The following is a 17,606-nucleotide window of genomic DNA, read 5'->3' as shown; positions in this document are numbered from 1 at the left end:
GTTTTTGTTGTTCGAAGCCTTAAGTCGGGTGGTCTAGGATTGGCGGCTTCCCTCCTCACGCATCAGCGCCTGCAGGGTATCGAGGCGTGCACCGTCGAAGGCAATCACGGTGCCCTGCTCGAACACCCGGCGCGCCAGCCCGGTCAGCACCGCACCGGGCGGCAGTTCGATCTGTAGACGCACGCCACGCTCGTAAGCGCTTTGCACGGTGCCGCGCCAATCCACCACACGGCACATGTTGAAGGCGAGGTCGTCGCGCAGGGCATCGACCCGGGTCACTGGCCGCGCACGGCTGCCGCTCAGGTAGCCGATCCCGGGTGTTTGCAGCGGCACCCTGGCGAAGGCTTCGGCAAGGGTTTTCGCAGGCGTGTCCAGCAGCGGACAGTGCGATGGCACGCTCACTGCCAGACGCTTGGCCAGCCCTGCCCCGCAAGTTCTTGCCAGCTCGGCCACGGCGTTCATCGCGCCGTCACTGCCGGCAATCACCAACTGGTTATCGGCGTTGATGTTGGCCAGGTAAACCGGTGTGTCGACGCTGTGAACCTGTGCCAGCAACCCTTCCACGGTGGCCAGGTCCAGACCGATGATCGCGGTCATGCCGTAGCCCTGGGGATACGCCCGTTGCATCAGTTCACCGCGCAGGCTGACCAGCTGCAGCGCATCGCTGAATTCCAGGGCACCGGCCACCACCGCTGCCGGGTAGGCGCCAATGGAAAGACCGGCGACGTAATCCGGGGCCATCGCCAACTGCCGTGAAGCCGCCACGCCAGCGATCAACAGGCAAAGCTGCACCGCCCTTGTCGACCGCAGTGCCTCGGCAGAATCCAGCAGCAGCACGTCTTCACCGAGTACGTCGCTTACCTCGCTCAAAATGTGCGCAGGCAAACGCTGAAGCATGCCCGGCTGCTGCGCGCCTTGCCCCGGGAACACCAGCAAGCTACTCACGCTGCATGCTCCTGCGAAGTCCACGGGTCAGTCACCAGACAAGCTTCGCGGGTGTTTTTCAGCAGTACCCGATGCGAAGTGCCGGCCCATTCGCGCAAGGCGACACCGCCCAACGGCGTCTGCAGCTGCATGTCGACCACGCAGGGCGCCGCGTCCAGCAACGCCAGCAACTCACGGGCCCGATCCCGCGCCAGCGGTTGCGGCGTGCGCAGGATCAGGTCCAGGTCGCTGCCCTGATGAAGGGCTGCAAAACCGCTGGCCAGTTCGAACCCGGCGCTGCCGCTGACACCCCAGACCCAACCACAGGCATCCAGTGCAGGACGCAATTGAGCCAAGGCTTCAAGGACCGGCAAGTGACGCTCAATGTCGATGTGGCGGAGTTCTTCCGGCGAGACGCGACGGGTGATCGCCGCAATCGCCATCGACGTCGCAAAACGCTGCTCACGCAAACGGCCACGCACGCCAACCGCGATCCGACCCGCCGTCGACACCGCGCGCCGCACCACCACCGGTTGCCCGGCACTGAGCGACTCGACCGCCCACGCAGGCGCGTCCGCGGGCAACTGCGCCGGGGTCATGCCCCAGAGCAGGTCGTGGGCCGGAAACGTGTTCACCACTGCTCTCTCAGCAATTGGCGGACCTTGCTCGAAGCCGCACGGTTCGTCGCACCGAGACGACCGCTGAGATCGGCGCCCTTCTGCGCCACATCGTCAATCGCTTGCGTCAGGCAGTCAGTCACCCGCGCCAGATCCGCCGAAGTCGGCTGTTCGATCTGCTCCACCGACAAGGTTTCCCACAGCAAGCCAAGGCTGGCGTAGCTGTCGATGTCATAAGCCATCGGCGGCACGCTGGCGGCCAGGGTTTCCAGCTCTTCGACACTGCGCAAGGTCACCCGCGCCGCCGAGGCCTTGCCCATGGCATGCACCATCACCCCCGGATCGCGCAGGGCGATCAAGCGGTTGGCTTGATAACCGTGAGCGAGAAATGCCCCGGACATCGCCTTGCCCACCAGCAGACCGATCACCGCATGACCCGCCAGACGTGCACGGGCATAACTGTCCGCCGCACCGGCCAGGGCTTGATGGATACCGAGAGCCTCTTCGCGCCGACCATAGGCCTGACTCGGCACATCGACGATAGCGATCAAGGCGCGTTTGTGCGGTTTGTCCTGGTCGGCGGCGATTACTTCATCCACCGCCTTGGCCAGGCCCCAACCTTCGAGCAGACCGACCTCACCATGGCGAGCGCGGACAAAACGGTTTTCCGGGTCGGCCACCACGGCGATAAACCGCACCGGTTGCCCGGCCAATAAACCATCGGCGACTTTCAGCGAGGCCGGCAAACCGGCGACCGGTCTGGCATCAACGCTCAAGGCGTTGAACCAGTTCAAGCCTCTGAGGGAATACGCACTCATGAGCGCTCTCCTTGATACAGGTCGCGAACCACGGAGGGTTCGATTTGCGGCTCGGCATTCAGACGCGCCAAGCGTTGCAGGAACAGGTCGGCCTGTCGGCTGCGTTGCTGTGCCGGCAAGCCTTGTTTGAGCAACTCACCGACCTGCTGCTGGATCTGCGCAACGTCATCAGCGACATAACGATCCACCAAGCCACTGGCGAAACGCTGTTCGCCACCGGTCAGGCTCCAGATGAACGGACGATCCCGGGAGTCGTATTCCTCAAGCCCGGCTTCCTGTTCGATCACCTGCGGACCGTTGAGGCCAAGCCGTGCTTCCCGGGTCACCAGCAAGTAGCTGCACAACCCGGCGGCAATCGACATGCCGCCGAAGCAACCGACGCTGCCCGCCACGACCCCGACCACAGGTTGGTACTGCTGCAAGTCGACAATCGCCGCGTGGATATCGGCTATCGCCGCCAAGCCCAGGTTGGCTTCCTGCAAACGCACACCACCGGTTTCCAGCAACAGCACGGCGCGGGTCGGCAGGCCTTTGCGGTTGTCTTCGGCGGCCAGTTCCAGCGCACCGGCTATTTTTGCCCCGCCGACTTCACCGAGGCTGCCGCCCTGGAAAGCGCCTTCGATGGCGGCAATCACCACTGGCAGGCCAGCGATGCTGCCCTTGGCGATCACCACACCGTCATCGGCTTGCGGCACCACGCCCTGGCGGGACAACCACGGCGACATGACCCGCTGAAACGGGTCGAGCAATTCGCGAAAGGTGCCGGCATCGAGCAAGGCTTTCGCCCGCTGCCGGGCACCGAGTTCGACGAAGCTGTGTTTGGTCAGCAACGCTGCGCTGTCAGTCATGGCCGATCTCCTCGAAGCCTTGTTCCAGACGCAGGCGTACCACGCCGGGGGTGGCACCGAAATCGTGGATATCGATGTCCATCGCCGCTGGCGTCTGGCCGTCGAACATCCGTGCAAACAGATGCTGCCAGCGTTGCTCACTGCCATTGACCGAAGTCTGCACGGTGATGGTCAGCTTGCCTGCTTGCCCTGGTTCGATCAGCACTTCGAGATCGCCGGAGCCGACACATCCCACCAGCGTGCGGCCGCGTGGCGGCTGTCCGGCGGGGAATTCAAAAGATAAGGTTTCCATCAAAGCGCTCCCTGAATGAGGCTGTCGCCGCCCGACTCGATACGGTCGATAAACAGGCAGGCTGCGAGCAGGTCGGCAGCACCGCCGGGCGAGGCGTTCAATGCGATGAGTTGCTGGTCCAGCTCGTGCAGGCGACGACGTCCGGCGAGGCTGGCACTGCCACCGGCATCGAGCACCGCTTGGGCGCCGAGTTGCATGGTGCGCAGGCCTTCTTCTCCGGCGCGGTACAGCACACAGGTGTCGGCCAGATTCGTCATGATTGCGAGCAAGGCATCGAGCCGTGCGTTCTGTTCGCCATGCCCGTCGGCGCGGCTGCGTTTGAGCTGCGGCAGCGCGCGCTGGGTCACCGCCGGGAAAGCCAGTTGCGCTTCTTCACGGGCACCCCGCGCACCGTAGCGTTGGGCGACTTGCGCGCCGTGGCTGAGTGGTCGCGGTGCGAAACGGTCATCCAGCAAAGCCAGTCTTGCCGCGCGCAACGCGATGGCACTGGCGGCGGTGGAGTCAGGCTCCAGGGCGGCGGCAGCGACCAACAGGCCCAACGCCCAGATCGCCCCGCGATGGGTATTCACGCCATGGGTGGTGGCGAGCATCGCTTGCTCGCCGTCACGACCGATACGGCCCACGGCTTCGCGCAGCGGCAAGCCGATTTCGCCGAGTTCGATGGCCGTTTCAGCCATTTCCTTGAACGCCGGCCACAAGGCCAGCGCCGAGGCGTGCATCAGCCCGAGGTGCAAATCGGTGTGGGCACCATTGCCGCGACGGTCGACCAACGCCGGTTTCGGCGACAGGTCCGCTTCGTCGATCAGCGCGTCCACTGCCAGGTCCGCCAGCCGTTCGGCCAGGCTCAGTGTGTTCGGTTGCAGGTTGAGTGCGTGCATTACCAGCTCCTGAACTTGGCAGGCGGGTTGTAGAGACCGCCGGACCACTCGACGAGGTCGGCCACGCTTTTTGCGGCGAGCAGTTCACGGGTGGCATCGGTGCGGCGGATGCCCAGGTCCTCGGGCAAGGCGATCAGGCCTTCGCGGCGCATGCGGGCGGTGTCTTTGGGGTTGTGACGCAGGCCGATGGCGGTCACGCCCGCGACTGCAGCAATCATTGCCTGGCGCTCTTCAAGCGAGCGCGCCTTGTACAAATAGGCGATGCCTTCTTCAGTCAGCAGGTGGGTAACGTCGTCGCCGTAGATCATGATCGGCGCCAGCGGCATACCGCTTTTCTTCGCCACTTCAACGGCGTCCAGGGTTTCGACAAAGGTTGGTTTGCCACCCTCCTGGAAGGTCTCGACCATTTGCACCACCAGTTTCTTGCCGCGTTCGAGCATCGGTTCGGCGGCGTCGGCGTGGCGCATATCCAGCCAGGCTGGCGTGCCGTGACGACGACCGCGCGGGTCGTGGCCCATGTTCGGTGCCCCGCCGAAACCGGCCAGCCGCCCGCGGGTCACGGTGGAGGAATGGCCATCGCCATCGACTTGCAGCGTGGCGCCGATGAACAGGTCGACCGCGTACTGCCCAGCCAACTGACTGAACATCCGGTTGGAACGCAGGGAGCCGTCGCGCCCGGTAAAGAACACGTCGGGCCGGGCGGCGATGTAATTTTCCATCCCCAGTTCGGTGCCGAAACAATGCACGCTTTCGACCCAGCCGCTTTCGATGGCGGGGATCAACGTCGGGTGCGGATTGAGTGTCCAGTTGCGGCAGATCTTGCCTTTGAGCCCGAGGGATTCACCGTACGTGGGCAAGATCAGTTCGATGGCGGCGGTGTTGAAACCGATGCCGTGATTGAGCGACTGCACGTTGTGTTTTTCGTAGATGCCGCGGATCGCCATCATCGCCATCAGCACGTGCACGGGCTTGATGTGCCGTGGGTCGCGGGTGAACAACGGCTCGATGTAGAACGGTTTGTCGGCCACCACCACAAAATCGACCCACGAGGCCGGAATGTCGACCCGAGGCAGATCGCTGACGTCGTCCACCAATTGGTTGACCTGGACGATGACGATGCCGTCACTGAAGGCCGCCGGTTCAATCAGTGCCGGGGTGTCTTCGGTACTGGGGCCGGTGTAGATGTTGCCGGCGCGGTCGGCCATGAAACCGGCCGAGAGCACGACGTTGGGAATCAGGTCCACCACCAGCCGTGCGTAGAGTTCGATGTAGGTGTGAATCGCGCCGATTTCCAGCAGGCCGTCTTCAAGTAGCTGGCTGATGCGCAGGCTTTGAGTACCGGCGAAAGAGAAATCGAGCTTGCGGGCGATGCCGCGTTCGAACAGGTCCAGGTGCTCGGAGCGGCCGACGCTGGGCATGATCATGTGCAGGTCGTGGAGCCTGGCGGGGTCGGCCTTGGCCAGGGAACGGGAAAGAAAATCCGCCTGCTTCTGGTTGTTGCCTTCCAGCACCACGCGGTCGCCCGGCAGGATCAACGCCTCGAGTGCCGCGACGATGTTGTCGGTGGGCAGCACCACACCGTCGGCAAGACCTCGCACCTGTTCGAGACGCCGCTGCTTTTCGCTGCGCCGCCGCGTCCATCGCGCGTCGGGGGATATTGTTGTAGTCATGACCACTCCACGGGTTCGCTGTCGTGGAGCTACCTTAGGAGTGTTGGGTGTGGGGCATCAATCAAGCACAGTGGTGGATAGTTACGGTCACCGTAACGAACAACACCAATGTGGCGAGGGAGCCTGCTCCCGCTCGGCTGCGTAGCAGTCGTCAATCTGCCCATGAGGTGTCTCTGAAGCAACCCGGTCGCCTGGATTTAGGGCCGCTCCGCGCCCCAGCGGGAGCAAGCTCCCTCGCCACAGGGGCCAGTCAGGACAACCCGGCATTCACAAGCAACTCCTCCAGCGCCAACAAGTCCGGCACCTTGGCGACTTGATCCGCCACCTGCACCGCGGCTTTCTCCAACCCGCACAACGGCACATCCACATAGCTCAACTGACTGTCGAGCTTGTACGAGCGTGGAATCCCCTGCACCAGCATCGCGATGAATTTAAGCGCCGGACGCCCGCCCAGCGCATTGAGAATGACGATCCGCGCCCGCTCGCCAATGACGATTTTCTGCCCGCAGGCCGACTCGAAACTGAGCAGTGGAATCTGCCGGTTGCGCCACGTCACCCGGCCCAGATACCACGGCGGCGTGTCCAGATCGAACGCCGCAGGCTGGTAGTCGATCAGCTCGGCGACCGCGACGTTGGGCAAGATCAGGTTACGGTCGGCCAGAGGCAGCAACAGGCCGGTAAGGTGGCTGGTGCGCTGGCTGATCAGCCGCTCAAGCATGGGTTTTGCTCCACAGGGCAATGCTTTCAAGCAATACCGATTCCTGGTACGGCTTGCCGAGGTAGTCGTTGACGCCGATGGCCATCGCCCGGTCGCGGTGTTTCTGACCGGTGCGCGAGGTGATCATGATGATCGGCAAGTGCTGCAAGCGCTCATCGTTGCGCACCTGGGTCGCCACTTCGAAGCCGTCCATGCGCGGCATTTCGATGTCCAGCAGCATCAGGTCCGGCATGTGCTCTTCCAGCAACAGCATGGCGTCGACGCCGTCCTTGGCGGTCAGCACGTTCATGCCGTGACGTTCGAGCAAACGGCTGGTGACCTTGCGCACCGTGACGGAGTCGTCGACCACCATCACCAGCAATGGCCGCTGCGGTTCGGTCTCGACTTCATGAGTTCCCGGACGTTGTGGCACGCGGGCCTGCATGGCGCGGATCGGCGCCAACAGATCCAGAATCAACACCACCCGGCCATCCCCGAGAATCGTCGCCCCGGACACCCCCTGCACGGCGGCGAATTGCGGCCCAAGGCTCTTCACCACGATCTCGCGGGTGCCGGCCATGGCGTCGACCTGCACCGCGATGTGCCGATCGTTGCATTGAACCAGCAACACCGGCAACGGCAGGCTCTGGCCCAAGAGTTTGGGGCGGGGACTGGTTTTCAGCAGCTCGCCCAGATAGCACAGTTCGTAGCGTTGCCCGGCGTATTCGTAGGTGGGCGGATCGAGGCGGAAATGCCCCTCGAGTTCATTGGGCAACACGCGGACGATGCCGTCGATGGTGTTCAGCGGGATCGCGTACTGATCTTCAAAACAGTGCACCATCAACGCCCGGTTGACCGAAACCGTGAACGGCAGGCGAATGCGGAAATGCACACCCTGTCCCGGCACCGAATCGATACTCATGGTGCCGCCCAGTTGCCGCACTTCTTCGTGCACCACGTCCATGCCGACACCGCGCCCGGAAATCTGGGTGATTTTCTCGGCCGTGGAAAACCCCGGCTGCAGGATGAATTGCAGGACGTCGCGGTCGCTGATTTCGCTGTCCTGATCGAGCAGGCCGCGCTTGATCGCCTTGCGCCGCACGGCGTCCAGCGGCACGCCGGCACCGTCGTCGCGAATATCGAAAATGATGTCGCCGCCCTCGCGCAACAAGTCCAGGGTGATTCGCCCTTGCGCCGGTTTGCCCGCTGCGACCCGTACTTCGGCGGATTCAAGGCCATGGTCCACGGCATTGCGCAGCATGTGTTCCAGCGGTGCGGCCATGCGTTCAAGCACGTTGCGATCCATCTCGCCTTCGGCGTTGCCGACGATGAACTCGACGTCCTTGCCCAGTTCGCCAGCCACCTGACGAACGATGCGCTTCAAGCGCGGCAGCATCCGTTCGAACGGAACCATGCGCGTGCGCATCAGGCCTTCCTGCAACTCGGTGTTGATGCGGCCCTGCTGTTGCAGCAGGTTTTGCGCATCATGATTGCGCCGGTCGAGGGTTTCCTTGAGATCCAGCAAGTCAGAGGCGGACTCGAACAGTGCCCGCGACAGTTGCTGCAATTGCGAGTGACGGTCCATTTCCAGCGGGTCGAATTCTTCGTAACCCAGGCGTTCGGCGTCGACTTGCTGACGGCTGAGGATCCGGCCCTGGGTTTCGGTGTCGAGGCGGCGCAATTGATCACGCATCCGTTCGATGGTGGTTTCCATCTCGTTCAGCGCCACCTGGGCATCGCTGACTTGCTGTTCGATCCGGCCGCGAAAGATCGAAGTTTCGCCGGCCAGGTTGACCAGGTCGTCGAGCAGTTCCGCCGAGACCTTGACCATGTCCGCGCCGGCGTCCGGTTGCAGCACTGGCGTTTCGGTTTTTGCTGCCGGCAATGCGACCGGTGCGGAGGGGGCAGGCACGGCCGGATGGCTGAAGTTCTTGATCGCGTCCAGCAGCCGGTCGGCCGGCGGCAGCGGCTCACCGGCACGGGCGGCATCCAGCATTTGCGCCAGCCGGTCGTGGCTGCGCTGCAGCAACTCAAACAGCGCGCCGGTGGGCTTCAGCTCGCCACTCGACAAGCCTTCGTAGAGAAACTCCAGCTCATGGGCCAGGTCGCCGATCGGCGCGATTTCGACCATGCGCGCACCGCCCTTGAGGGTGTGCAGGTCGCGCAACAGGGTTTCCACTTCCTGACGGCTCGAAGGCTCAGCCTGCCAGCGCACCAGTGCCGCGCTGGAGCTTTCGATGATGTCGAAACCTTCCTCGAGGAAGATGTCCAGCAGTTCGCTGTCGTGATGGGCCAAATCGTTGCTGGCCGTTGGTTCGATCACCTCGGCGTGAGCGGCATGACCTTGGCGGAACGCGCGAATCGCCTCGATCAACTGCCCCGGGTCGCCCAGTGCTTGATGGTTCTGCAATTGCTCAAGCAGTTGTGCCAAACGGTCATGACTGTTTTGCAGCAATTGCACCAGCACATCGCTGTGGCTGTAGCGGCGATCCACCAACCCTTCGTAAAGGCTTTCCAGCTCATGGGCCAGATCACCGACCGGTTCGACCTCGGCCATCCGTGCGCCGCCCTTGAGGGTATGCAGGTCACGTTGCAGGGACGACAGCGGTGCGGCGTTTTGAGGGTCGTTCAACCATCGCTGCAAGGCTTGGTTCGCGCTGTCGAGGATGTCCACCGCTTCTTCGAGGAAGATGGAGACGATCTCGTCGTCCAGCGCCACTGTGGGAGCTGGCTTGCCAGCGATGGGCGTTAACGATGACGCGTTATCATTGGATGAACGCGGCGCCTGTGAGTCTATCGCTGGCAAGCCAGCTCCCACAGTGGTCGGCGTCAGGTCTGCCAAAGTGGACTGAGCCAGTTCGGCAGTGGCATCGGATAGATCGCGGATGCTCAGGGTGCGGCTGCCGTCACTGCGAATCAGGCCCATGGCCGAGGGATCGAGGCTCTGGTCAAGCAACGCGTGCAAGGCGCGAATCCGCTCCGGCTGCGGGCTGACTTCCTGGCCGGCGGCCAGTTCATCGAGCATGTTGATCAACGCTTCGTGGGCACTTTGTGCCTCGTGAAAGAACGCTTCGCTGACCGCCAGACTGCTTTCTTCCACGGCGCCATAAAGGTCAAGCAACGCCTCGCAGAGTTCGTCGACCGGGTGCAGGTCGGCCAGGTGCGCGCCTTCGCCGAGGGTGGTCAACTCGTCCAGCAGCGCACTGAGTTCCTGGCGTTCGCCAGGATGCTGCTGCCAGCGCTGCAACAGGCTTTCAGCGTCCAGGAGGATGTCCATGCCCTGGGCCAGGAAGTTGTTGATCAGCTGCGGATCACGCTTGACCCGCAGCCCGGTGCTTGGCGCATTCGAGAGGTTTTGCAGACGCTCGGCCAGCATCGCCTGAGCCCGCTCGATCAATGCTTTGGCGTGTGGAATTTCCGCCAGCGGATCGGTCCTCAGTTGGCGCAAACCCAGTCGGAACAAGCCTTCGGCTTCCAGCAACAGGTCGACTTCATCCAGATCCAGCGCCACCTGATGCGCCTTGTACTCGCGCGCCAGTTGATCCAGCGGCGCGGCCAGTTCGGCAATCGGCAACACCCCCGCCATCGACGCACTGCCCTTGAGGGTATGCAAGGCTCGCTGCAACTCGTCACTGGCCGGGAGCGGCAGGTGCCCGGCTGCCTGATCGAGATAGCGATTGAGACTGCTCAAATGGCTTTCGGCTTCTTTGCGAAAGATCTCCAGTAACAGCGGATCGAGGGCCGAGACGTCCTGGGTGTCTTCGTCGCTGGCCGGTTCCTGCCCCTTGGCCAGGGCATGGGCACGCGCGGCCAATTGGTCGACATCGTTGCGCTGACGCTGCGCATTGGCGGCGTATTCGGCCACCAGTTCCGGCAGCAGGTTGAGCACATCACCGATCAGTTGCTGCACCGTGGCACCTGGCTCAACACTCTGTTCGAGCACACGGTTGAGCAGGTTTTCCACCGCCCAGGCCAGCTCGCCCAAGACCAATGCACGCACCATGCGACCACTGCCCTTGAGGGTATGAAATGCCCGGCGCAATTCACTCAGGGCCGAACGGTTGTCGGGGTTGATCGACCAGCGCGGCAGGTATTCGCGAAGCACTTCCAGGACTTCATCGGTTTCTTCGAGGAAGACTTCCCGCAATTCGTCGTCCACCGGTTCTTCACCAGACGGCGGCGGCAACAGGCTGCCGGGGGTACTCAGCGCGGGCGGGTTAAGGGCCGACACCGGACTGGCCAGCACATCGGCGAGGGTCTGGACGATGGCCGGCGCATCCTGATCCTGACGTTGCTGCATGACCTGCGCTTCGCTGGGGCTCAGCACATCGTCAAGCACCGGCACCTGCTGTTCGCTGGGCTTTTCATTAGGGAAGAAGCCGAGCGATGCCAGGCTTTTTTCCGCGATGTCGAGCAGCTGTTCGCCAAGCGCTTGCGGATCATCGCTCAGGCGCTCCAGATAATATTCGAGGCTGGTGATGACGTCGGCCAGGCTGTCGAGCTCCTGCCAACCCGGCTGCCCCGGATCAAGCAGCAGGTGTTCGCGGATGAAATGGTTGCAGGTTTCGATCAGGCTCGCCGCCCGGCTCAACGGAATCATCGCCAACGCGCCACGCACCTGGGTCAGCAACGCCGGCAGAGGCTGTAAATGCTGACGGTCCCAGTCGGCGTCGATGTAGTCGACGATCATGTCCTTGGCCTCTTGCAGGCAGATGCGGGCTTCCTTGATCACGATCTGGTGGATCTGCGTCAGATCGGTGGTCGGCAGGCGGCTGTCTTCCTGGCTTTCGGGCTCCACCGTGCCAACCATGCCGGCCAGCGTGGCTTCCACATAGAGCAAGGCTCCGGCGACATCCATGAGGATCGCATCGTCGGGTTCGCGCTGGCCCTGGGTGAGGCTCAGCACCACCGCCAGTTGATCAATGATGACTTTGCGCGGCTGACCAAACCCCAGCACCGCCAGGGTATCGGCGATTTGTCGCAAGGGTGCCAACAGGCTTTCCAGATCGGAGGCGTGTTGCCGGTCGCTGCGCACGAACAGGTCGAGGCGCTCCTTGACCCGCACCAGTTCTTCGCACAACGCGGCCAATACCGAACGCATCGCATCGCGGTCGGGACCGGCCAGCCGTGCACGTTCTTCATCGACCATCGCGCTGTCGGGCAGCGCGTCGTCCAGTCCGTAGCGATCTTTCATGGTCAGCATCTGCCCGGTGGGGTGTTCGGCCTTGGCAATGTAGAACAGCAAACTCTTGAGCAACTCGGCTGGCGGTGGCTGATTGACGCCGTGCATGCCCTGTTCGAGCAGGCGCTTGAGTTCTTTGTCGGCATCCTTGAACAGGCTGCGCAACGCCGGACTGTTGGCGATGGCGCCACCGCGCATGCCTTCGACCAGTGCCGAAGTGACCTGCCACAGCGGGCTCAGCGGCGCGTTAGCGCACAAGCTTTCGAGACGGCTGAAGACTTTGGCCAGATAACCGAGATGGGTGTCGTCATCCTGCTCGCGCAACAGGCCGACCAGCGCCATCTGCAACATCTGCCGCAACTTGCGCAGCACACTTGGCAATTCAGCCGGTTCCAGCAGCGCCAGGGTTTCTTCAGACAGGGGCGGCAGGTCTGGCAACTGCGGGCTGAACAGACTGGTTTCCGACAACAGGCTCTCGCCCCGGGCACTGCGCAAATCGTTGATCAACGGCAGCACCACCAAAGGCAAATCACGGCGGGCGCCTTGCACGCGGTCCAGGTAAATCGGCAGTTGCCCCAGTGCCTGAAGCATCAGGTGCAGCGCTTCGTCGAGGTCACTGACGCGGCCTTCTTGCAACGCCATGACCAGTTGTTCCATTTCTTCGGCGAGCAGGGCCGCGCCGTAGAATTCGACCATCTGCAGACTGCCGTGCACCTGATGGATGCACGCCAGGCATTCGCTCAGGGCGTGTGTCGCCTGCGGGTCATCAAGCCGGGTTTCGATCGCGTGATGAGCCTGCTTCAGCGTTTCGGCAATTTCGCCTTTGACCCACTCGAGGGCCACATAGTCGTGCCGATCACCCATAACCACTCCAGTCCCCACTTCTTTCAAGATGCCTGCCCCTTGGGCCGGTTCAAGCTTTGTCCGCCACCTGCGCCCTGGTGGCGGGCAAGGTGAACCCGGACACCGAGCGCCGCAACTGGCTGGCCATTTTCGCCAGGTTGCCGATGCTCTCGGCCGTGGCGGTGGAACCGGACGAAGTCTGCGTGGTGATCTGCTGGATCACGTTCATCGTCAGGGAAATCTGACCGGCAGACGACGTCTGTTGTTGTGCCGCGTTGGAAATACTCTGGATCAGTGCCGCCAGGGTTTTCGAGACACCTTCGATTTCTTCCAGGGCCACACCGGCATCCTGCGCCAGACGGGCACCACGCACCACTTCGGTGGTGGTCTGCTCCATGGAAATCACCGCTTCATTGGTGTCGGTCTGAATCGCCCGCACCAGGGTTTCGATCTGGCGTGTGGCCGCCGATGAGCGTTCGGCCAGGCGTTGCACCTCGTCCGCGACCACCGCGAAACCGCGCCCGGCATCACCGGCCATGGACGCCTGGATCGCCGCGTTGAGCGCGAGGATGTTGGTCTGGTCGGCAATGTCATCGATCAGGCTGACGATGTCGCCGATTTCCTGGGACGACTCGCCCAGGCGCTTGATCCGCTTGGCGGTGTCCTGGATCTGTTCACGGATGTTGTCCATGCCGTGGATGGTGTTGTGCACCACCTCGTTGCCCTTGTTGGCGATTTCCACCGAACGCTCGGCCACCGCCGAGGACTCAGCGGCGTTGGCGGACACCTGATCGATGGACTGGGCCATGTCGTTGATCGCGGTGGACGCTTCGGAAATCTGCTGCGCCTGATGCTCGGAAGCCTGCGCCAGGTGCATGGCGGTGGCCTGGGTTTCCTGTACGGCGGCGGCGACTTGTCCGGCAGTGAGGTTGATCGTGGCGACCAGATCACGCAGCTGGTCCACGGAATAGTTGATCGAGTCGGCGATGGTGCCGGTGAAATCCTCAGTCACCGAAGCGGTCACGGTCAGGTCGCCGTCGGCCAGGTCCTCGATCTCATCGAGCAAACGCATGATCGCGTTCTGGTTACGTTCGTTTTTCTCGGCGGTTTCCCGCAGCTGCCGATTGGTTTCACGCACCATCACCAGGCCGATGAGGATGATCGACATCAGTGCCGCCAGGCCCAGCACATAACCGCCGATGGTATCGGTGTCGCGCCCGCCGGCGAGGTTTTCGAAACCACTGGCCAGGTGCGAAGCTTCATCGAGCAGGGTTTGCGACAGGCTGAAAATATGGGTGGCGGACTCTCGAACCTTGAACAGTTCGGGCGAGGTTTCGAGGATTTCATCGACGGAACCGGAGACAAACTCGAACAGCTCGGAAATCTCGATCAGCCGCGCGCGCGCGTCACGGTCCTCGACCTGGCTGACTTTCAGCGCCGGGTTGCCCTGGAGCATGCCATTGAGCACCTGGCCGAAACGCGCCGCATCGCGACCGAAAGCGTCGGCCGCCTGCTGCGAACTCTCATCACCCGACAGCACCGTGTTGACGGCGCCGAGAATTCGCTCGGCCAGCAACGATTGACGCTGGGCCATCGCCACCTGCGCCGCAGGCGCGCCGCGTTGCAGGAGGATTTCCACCACTTTCTCGTACTCGACCTGCAACTGCGGGACGGTTTCGGCCAGGGTCGCGGCGACCTGATGCAGTGACAGCACGGTCTGTTCGCTTGAGAGAATGGCGTCGGTATTTTTCAGCAGGCGCTCCCAGTCCAACTGCACGGCGCGCATTTCCGGGCGCACGGTGGCCGGTGCGGGAGGCAGGCCGGTGGACGGGTCGCCTTTCTTCAGATAGCTCCAGCGCTGGGCAAAATCGTTGCGCGCATCGCTGAGCAACTTGAACGCCTCAGCCTTGCCGGCGGCGGCTTCGGTGGCGTTCTTGGCAATGCGCTGGGACAGCACGCGCAGCTCACCGGCGTGGCCGATGTACTGTTTGTCGTAGGTGGCCTGGGTGTTGAGGTACGCGAAGTTGGCGAACAACAGCATGATGAAGATGATCAGCGCGATGAACAGCACGATGATCTGCGACCGACTGCGCGACCCTTCCATTGGCTTGCCTGTTTTTGCTTTTATCATCGGTCTTCGCCTGTTAAACCACACCTTTTGAACCTTGCCGAAGCCCCCTGTAGGAGCGAGCAGGCTCGCGCCTACAAAAAGCCAGGTTTACACCGCGATATTCATGAACCCCTGCGACCGCGCCAGCGCAAACGGGCTGAATACCCACCAGGTCTGTTCGCCCTCAAAGCAGCCTTCGACAAACGCCGCCATGGGGCCTTGAACCGCATTGGCCGCAACAGGCTCCAGACTCCCCTGGGCGAAGTGCTGAAGGCCGAACACCTCATCGACCATCAGCCCGGCGAACACGTCCTGATGCTCCACCACCAGCACTCGCCGCTGGCGGCGCGCCACCGACAGTTCGTGTCCAAGGAAGGCACACAGGTCCATGATCGGCAGCAGGCGTCCACGCAGATTGGCGACGCCCTTGACCCAAGGCTTGACCCCCGGCACCTGGGTGAAGCGCGGCTCATGCAACACTTCACTGACCTCACCCATCGGCGCGACGTACCAGTACTCACCCAAGCGAAAACCGATGCCGCTCCAACTGTTCTGCCGGGTCGGCTGGGACGGCAAGTCAGCCGCCAGCAAGCGACAGCGCTGGTCGATCTGCAGCAGCAGTTCAAAAGCCGTCAGCGACTCGGTCATGGCCGGACGATCAACCGGCCAGCACGTTGTTCAGGGTTTTAAGCAGGGTTTCTTCATCCACCGGTTTGGTCAGGTAATCCTTGGCGCCTTGGCGCGTGCCCCAGACCTTGTCGGTGTCCTGATCCTTGGTGGTGATGATGATCACCGGGATGTGCCCGGTTTCCGGGTCTTTGGTCAGCTGACGGGTGGCCTGGAATCCGTTGAGGCCGGGCATGACGATGTCCATCAGCACGGCGTCGGGTTTTTCCTGGCGGGCCAGGGCCACGCCGTCGGCGCCATTTTCAGCTTTCAATACTTCATGGCCGTGCTTTTCCAGCATGCCGGTCAATTTGTACATTTCAGTCGGCGAATCATCGACGATCAGAATACGTGCCATGGTCTTCCCCATTCTTGTCGACGCAAGGCCCGTTGGCCGAGCGTCACTGTAGGTGTCTTACTGCGGCAAAACGGCGGCGAAGCCCGGAACGTGGGCCTGGATCGCGTTCAGCAGTTCTTCCTTGCTGAAAGGTTTGGTCAAAAACTGGTCGGAGCCGACGATGCGCCCCTTGGCCTTGTCGAACAGCCCGTCCTTGGACGACAGCATTATCACTGGCGTGGACTTGAACGCACTGTTGTTCTTGATTAAAGCGCAGGTCTGATAGCCATCCAGACGCGGCATCATGATGTCGACAAAGATGATGCCGGGATGATTGTCGGCGATCTTGGCCAGGGCATCGAAACCGTCGATGGCCGTGATGACCTCACAACCCACGTTTTTCAACAGCGTTTCGGCGGTGCGGCGAATCGTCTTCGAATCATCGATCACCATGACCTTCAAGGCGCTGGGGTGCTGTTCCATAAATGCTCTACCGTCGCCTTTGTGAATCAATTTGTCCGTTTGCCGGTTAACGGCGGCTCGAAACCCTTGATACGCAAGGGCCAGCATCACTAGGCAGTCTTTTTAGCACAGTCTCCAGCACCAATCTATCGGCCGACCGGCGCGGTGGTTTTTCCTTGACCGGGAACCCGCTCAGCGCCACTCTGACGCCACTTTTTGATCGCTATCAAGCCACCCCCATTTCGAGGAAAACCCCATGAGCGTTCGCGTCGGGATTGTCATGGACCCTATCGCCAGCATCTCCTATAAAAAGGATAGCTCGCTGGCCATGCTGCTGGCCGCGCAGAAGCGTGGCTGGGAACTGTTCTATATGGAACAGCGCGACCTGTACCAGGCCGAAGGTCAGGCTCGGGCGCGGATGCGTCCGCTGCAAGTGTTCGCCAACCCGGAAAAATGGTTCGAATTGGGTGCCGAGCAAGACTCGCTGCTGAGCGATCTGCATGTGATCCTGATGCGCAAGGATCCACCGTTCGACATGGAGTTCGTCTACTCCACCTATCTGCTGGAACAGGCCGAGAGCGCTGGCGTACTGGTGGTCAACAAGCCGCAAAGCCTGCGCGACTGCAACGAAAAACTGTTCGCAACGCTGTTCCCGCAGTGCACGCCACCGACCATCGTCAGCCGTCGCCCTGACGTACTGCGCGAATTCGCCGACCATCATGGCGACGTGATTCTCAAGCCGCTGGACGGCATGGGCGGATCCTCGATCTTCCGTCACACCGCCGGCCACCCGAACCTCTCGGTGATCCTCGAAACGCTGACCCTGCATGGCCAGCAGCAAATCATGATCCAGGGCTACCTGCCGGCCATCGTCGATGGCGACAAACGCATCCTGATGATCGACGGCGAACCGGTGGATTACTGCCTGGCGCGCATTCCCGCGGCTGGCGAAACCCGTGGCAACCTCGCTGCCGGTGGCCGTGGCGAAGCCCGTCCATTGACCGACAAAGATCGCTGGATTGCCGCACAAGTCGGCCCGACCCTGCGCGAAAAAGGCCTGCTGTTCGTCGGCCTCGACGTGATCGGCGAACACCTGACGGAAATCAACGTCACCAGCCCGACCTGCATCCGCGAGATCGATAATGCCTTCGGCACCGACATTGGCGGCATGCTGATGGATGCCATCGATCAGAAGCTCAAGGCACGTTGAAAAGCCAAACCAACATTGCGTTATCATGCGCGGCCTGTGAAAACGCGATGTT

The 17,606-nt window shown here is 62.3% G+C and carries 14 protein-coding genes; 1 reads left to right on the top strand and 13 read right to left on the bottom strand.

Annotation, left to right across the window (positions count from 1 at the left end; all coding sequences use genetic code 11):
* Positions 1-33: 33 nt before the first annotated feature.
* The 13 genes from mdcH to pilG all read right to left on the bottom strand — a co-directional run bounded on the left by mdcH (position 34) and on the right by pilG (position 16,365).
* A complete protein-coding gene (gene mdcH, locus KHO07_RS01815; RefSeq protein ID WP_212626332.1) occupies positions 34-945 on the bottom strand; it encodes a malonate decarboxylase subunit epsilon in 912 nt (303 codons plus the stop codon).
* Entirely contained in the window at positions 942-1,562 is a 621-nt protein-coding gene (locus KHO07_RS01810) for a malonate decarboxylase holo-ACP synthase (RefSeq protein WP_212626331.1), read from the bottom strand. Before KHO07_RS01810 ends, mdcH begins: the two co-directional genes overlap by 4 nt.
* On the bottom strand, positions 1,556-2,359 hold the full coding sequence (gene mdcE, locus KHO07_RS01805) for a biotin-independent malonate decarboxylase subunit gamma (protein WP_212626330.1): 804 nt from the start codon (positions 2,357-2,359) through the stop codon (positions 1,556-1,558). Before mdcE ends, KHO07_RS01810 begins: the two co-directional genes overlap by 7 nt.
* Positions 2,356-3,207, bottom strand: coding sequence for a biotin-independent malonate decarboxylase subunit beta (locus tag KHO07_RS01800; RefSeq protein WP_212626329.1), 852 nt, complete (start codon positions 3,205-3,207; stop codon positions 2,356-2,358). The genes mdcE and KHO07_RS01800 overlap by 4 nt, the downstream gene beginning before the upstream one ends.
* A complete protein-coding gene (locus KHO07_RS01795) occupies positions 3,200-3,499 on the bottom strand; it encodes a malonate decarboxylase subunit delta (protein WP_150734174.1) in 300 nt (99 codons plus the stop codon). Before KHO07_RS01795 ends, KHO07_RS01800 begins: the two co-directional genes overlap by 8 nt.
* Positions 3,499-4,377 carry a triphosphoribosyl-dephospho-CoA synthase gene (locus KHO07_RS01790; RefSeq protein WP_150734173.1) on the bottom strand — a complete coding sequence of 293 codons (879 nt, stop codon included), beginning with the start codon at positions 4,375-4,377 and terminating at the stop codon, positions 3,499-3,501. Before KHO07_RS01790 ends, KHO07_RS01795 begins: the two co-directional genes overlap by 1 nt.
* Positions 4,377-6,047, bottom strand: coding sequence for a malonate decarboxylase subunit alpha (gene mdcA, locus KHO07_RS01785; protein WP_150734172.1), 1,671 nt, complete (start codon positions 6,045-6,047; stop codon positions 4,377-4,379). Before mdcA ends, KHO07_RS01790 begins: the two co-directional genes overlap by 1 nt.
* 250 nt (positions 6,048-6,297) lie before the next feature.
* Positions 6,298-6,765, bottom strand: a complete 468-nt coding sequence (locus tag KHO07_RS01780) for a chemotaxis protein CheW (RefSeq protein ID WP_150734171.1) — start codon at positions 6,763-6,765, stop codon at positions 6,298-6,300.
* Positions 6,758-12,790: an Hpt domain-containing protein gene (locus tag KHO07_RS01775; protein WP_212626328.1), complete on the bottom strand. Its 6,033-nt coding sequence runs from the start codon at positions 12,788-12,790 to the stop codon at positions 6,758-6,760. Before KHO07_RS01775 ends, KHO07_RS01780 begins: the two co-directional genes overlap by 8 nt.
* Positions 12,791-12,839: 49 nt before the next feature.
* Positions 12,840-14,873, bottom strand: a complete 2,034-nt coding sequence (locus KHO07_RS01770; protein ID WP_224791264.1) for a methyl-accepting chemotaxis protein — start codon at positions 14,871-14,873, stop codon at positions 12,840-12,842.
* Between the two features lie 114 nt (positions 14,874-14,987).
* Complete coding sequence (locus tag KHO07_RS01765) at positions 14,988-15,527, bottom strand: chemotaxis protein CheW (protein WP_150734168.1); 540 nt, start codon at positions 15,525-15,527, stop codon at positions 14,988-14,990.
* Between the two features lie 10 nt (positions 15,528-15,537).
* Positions 15,538-15,903 (bottom strand): twitching motility response regulator PilH, encoded by a 366-nt coding sequence (gene pilH, locus KHO07_RS01760; protein ID WP_075946300.1) that lies wholly within the window; start codon positions 15,901-15,903, stop codon positions 15,538-15,540.
* A gap of 57 nt (positions 15,904-15,960) precedes the next feature.
* Positions 15,961-16,365, bottom strand: coding sequence for a twitching motility response regulator PilG (gene pilG / locus KHO07_RS01755; protein ID WP_056854372.1), 405 nt, complete (start codon positions 16,363-16,365; stop codon positions 15,961-15,963).
* Positions 16,366-16,600: 235 nt separating this feature from the next.
* Here pilG and gshB point away from each other — a divergent pair, with 235 nt between their 5' ends.
* Positions 16,601-17,554 (top strand): glutathione synthase, encoded by a 954-nt coding sequence (gshB, locus tag KHO07_RS01750; protein ID WP_150734167.1) that lies wholly within the window; start codon positions 16,601-16,603, stop codon positions 17,552-17,554.
* The last annotated feature ends 52 nt before the right edge of the window (positions 17,555-17,606 follow it).

The sequence above is a fragment of the Pseudomonas sp. PP3 genome, assembly GCF_905336995.1.
GTDB classification, from domain to species: domain Bacteria; phylum Pseudomonadota; class Gammaproteobacteria; order Pseudomonadales; family Pseudomonadaceae; genus Aquipseudomonas; species Aquipseudomonas reinekei.
This window is presented reverse-complemented; position numbering and strand designations above follow the sequence as displayed.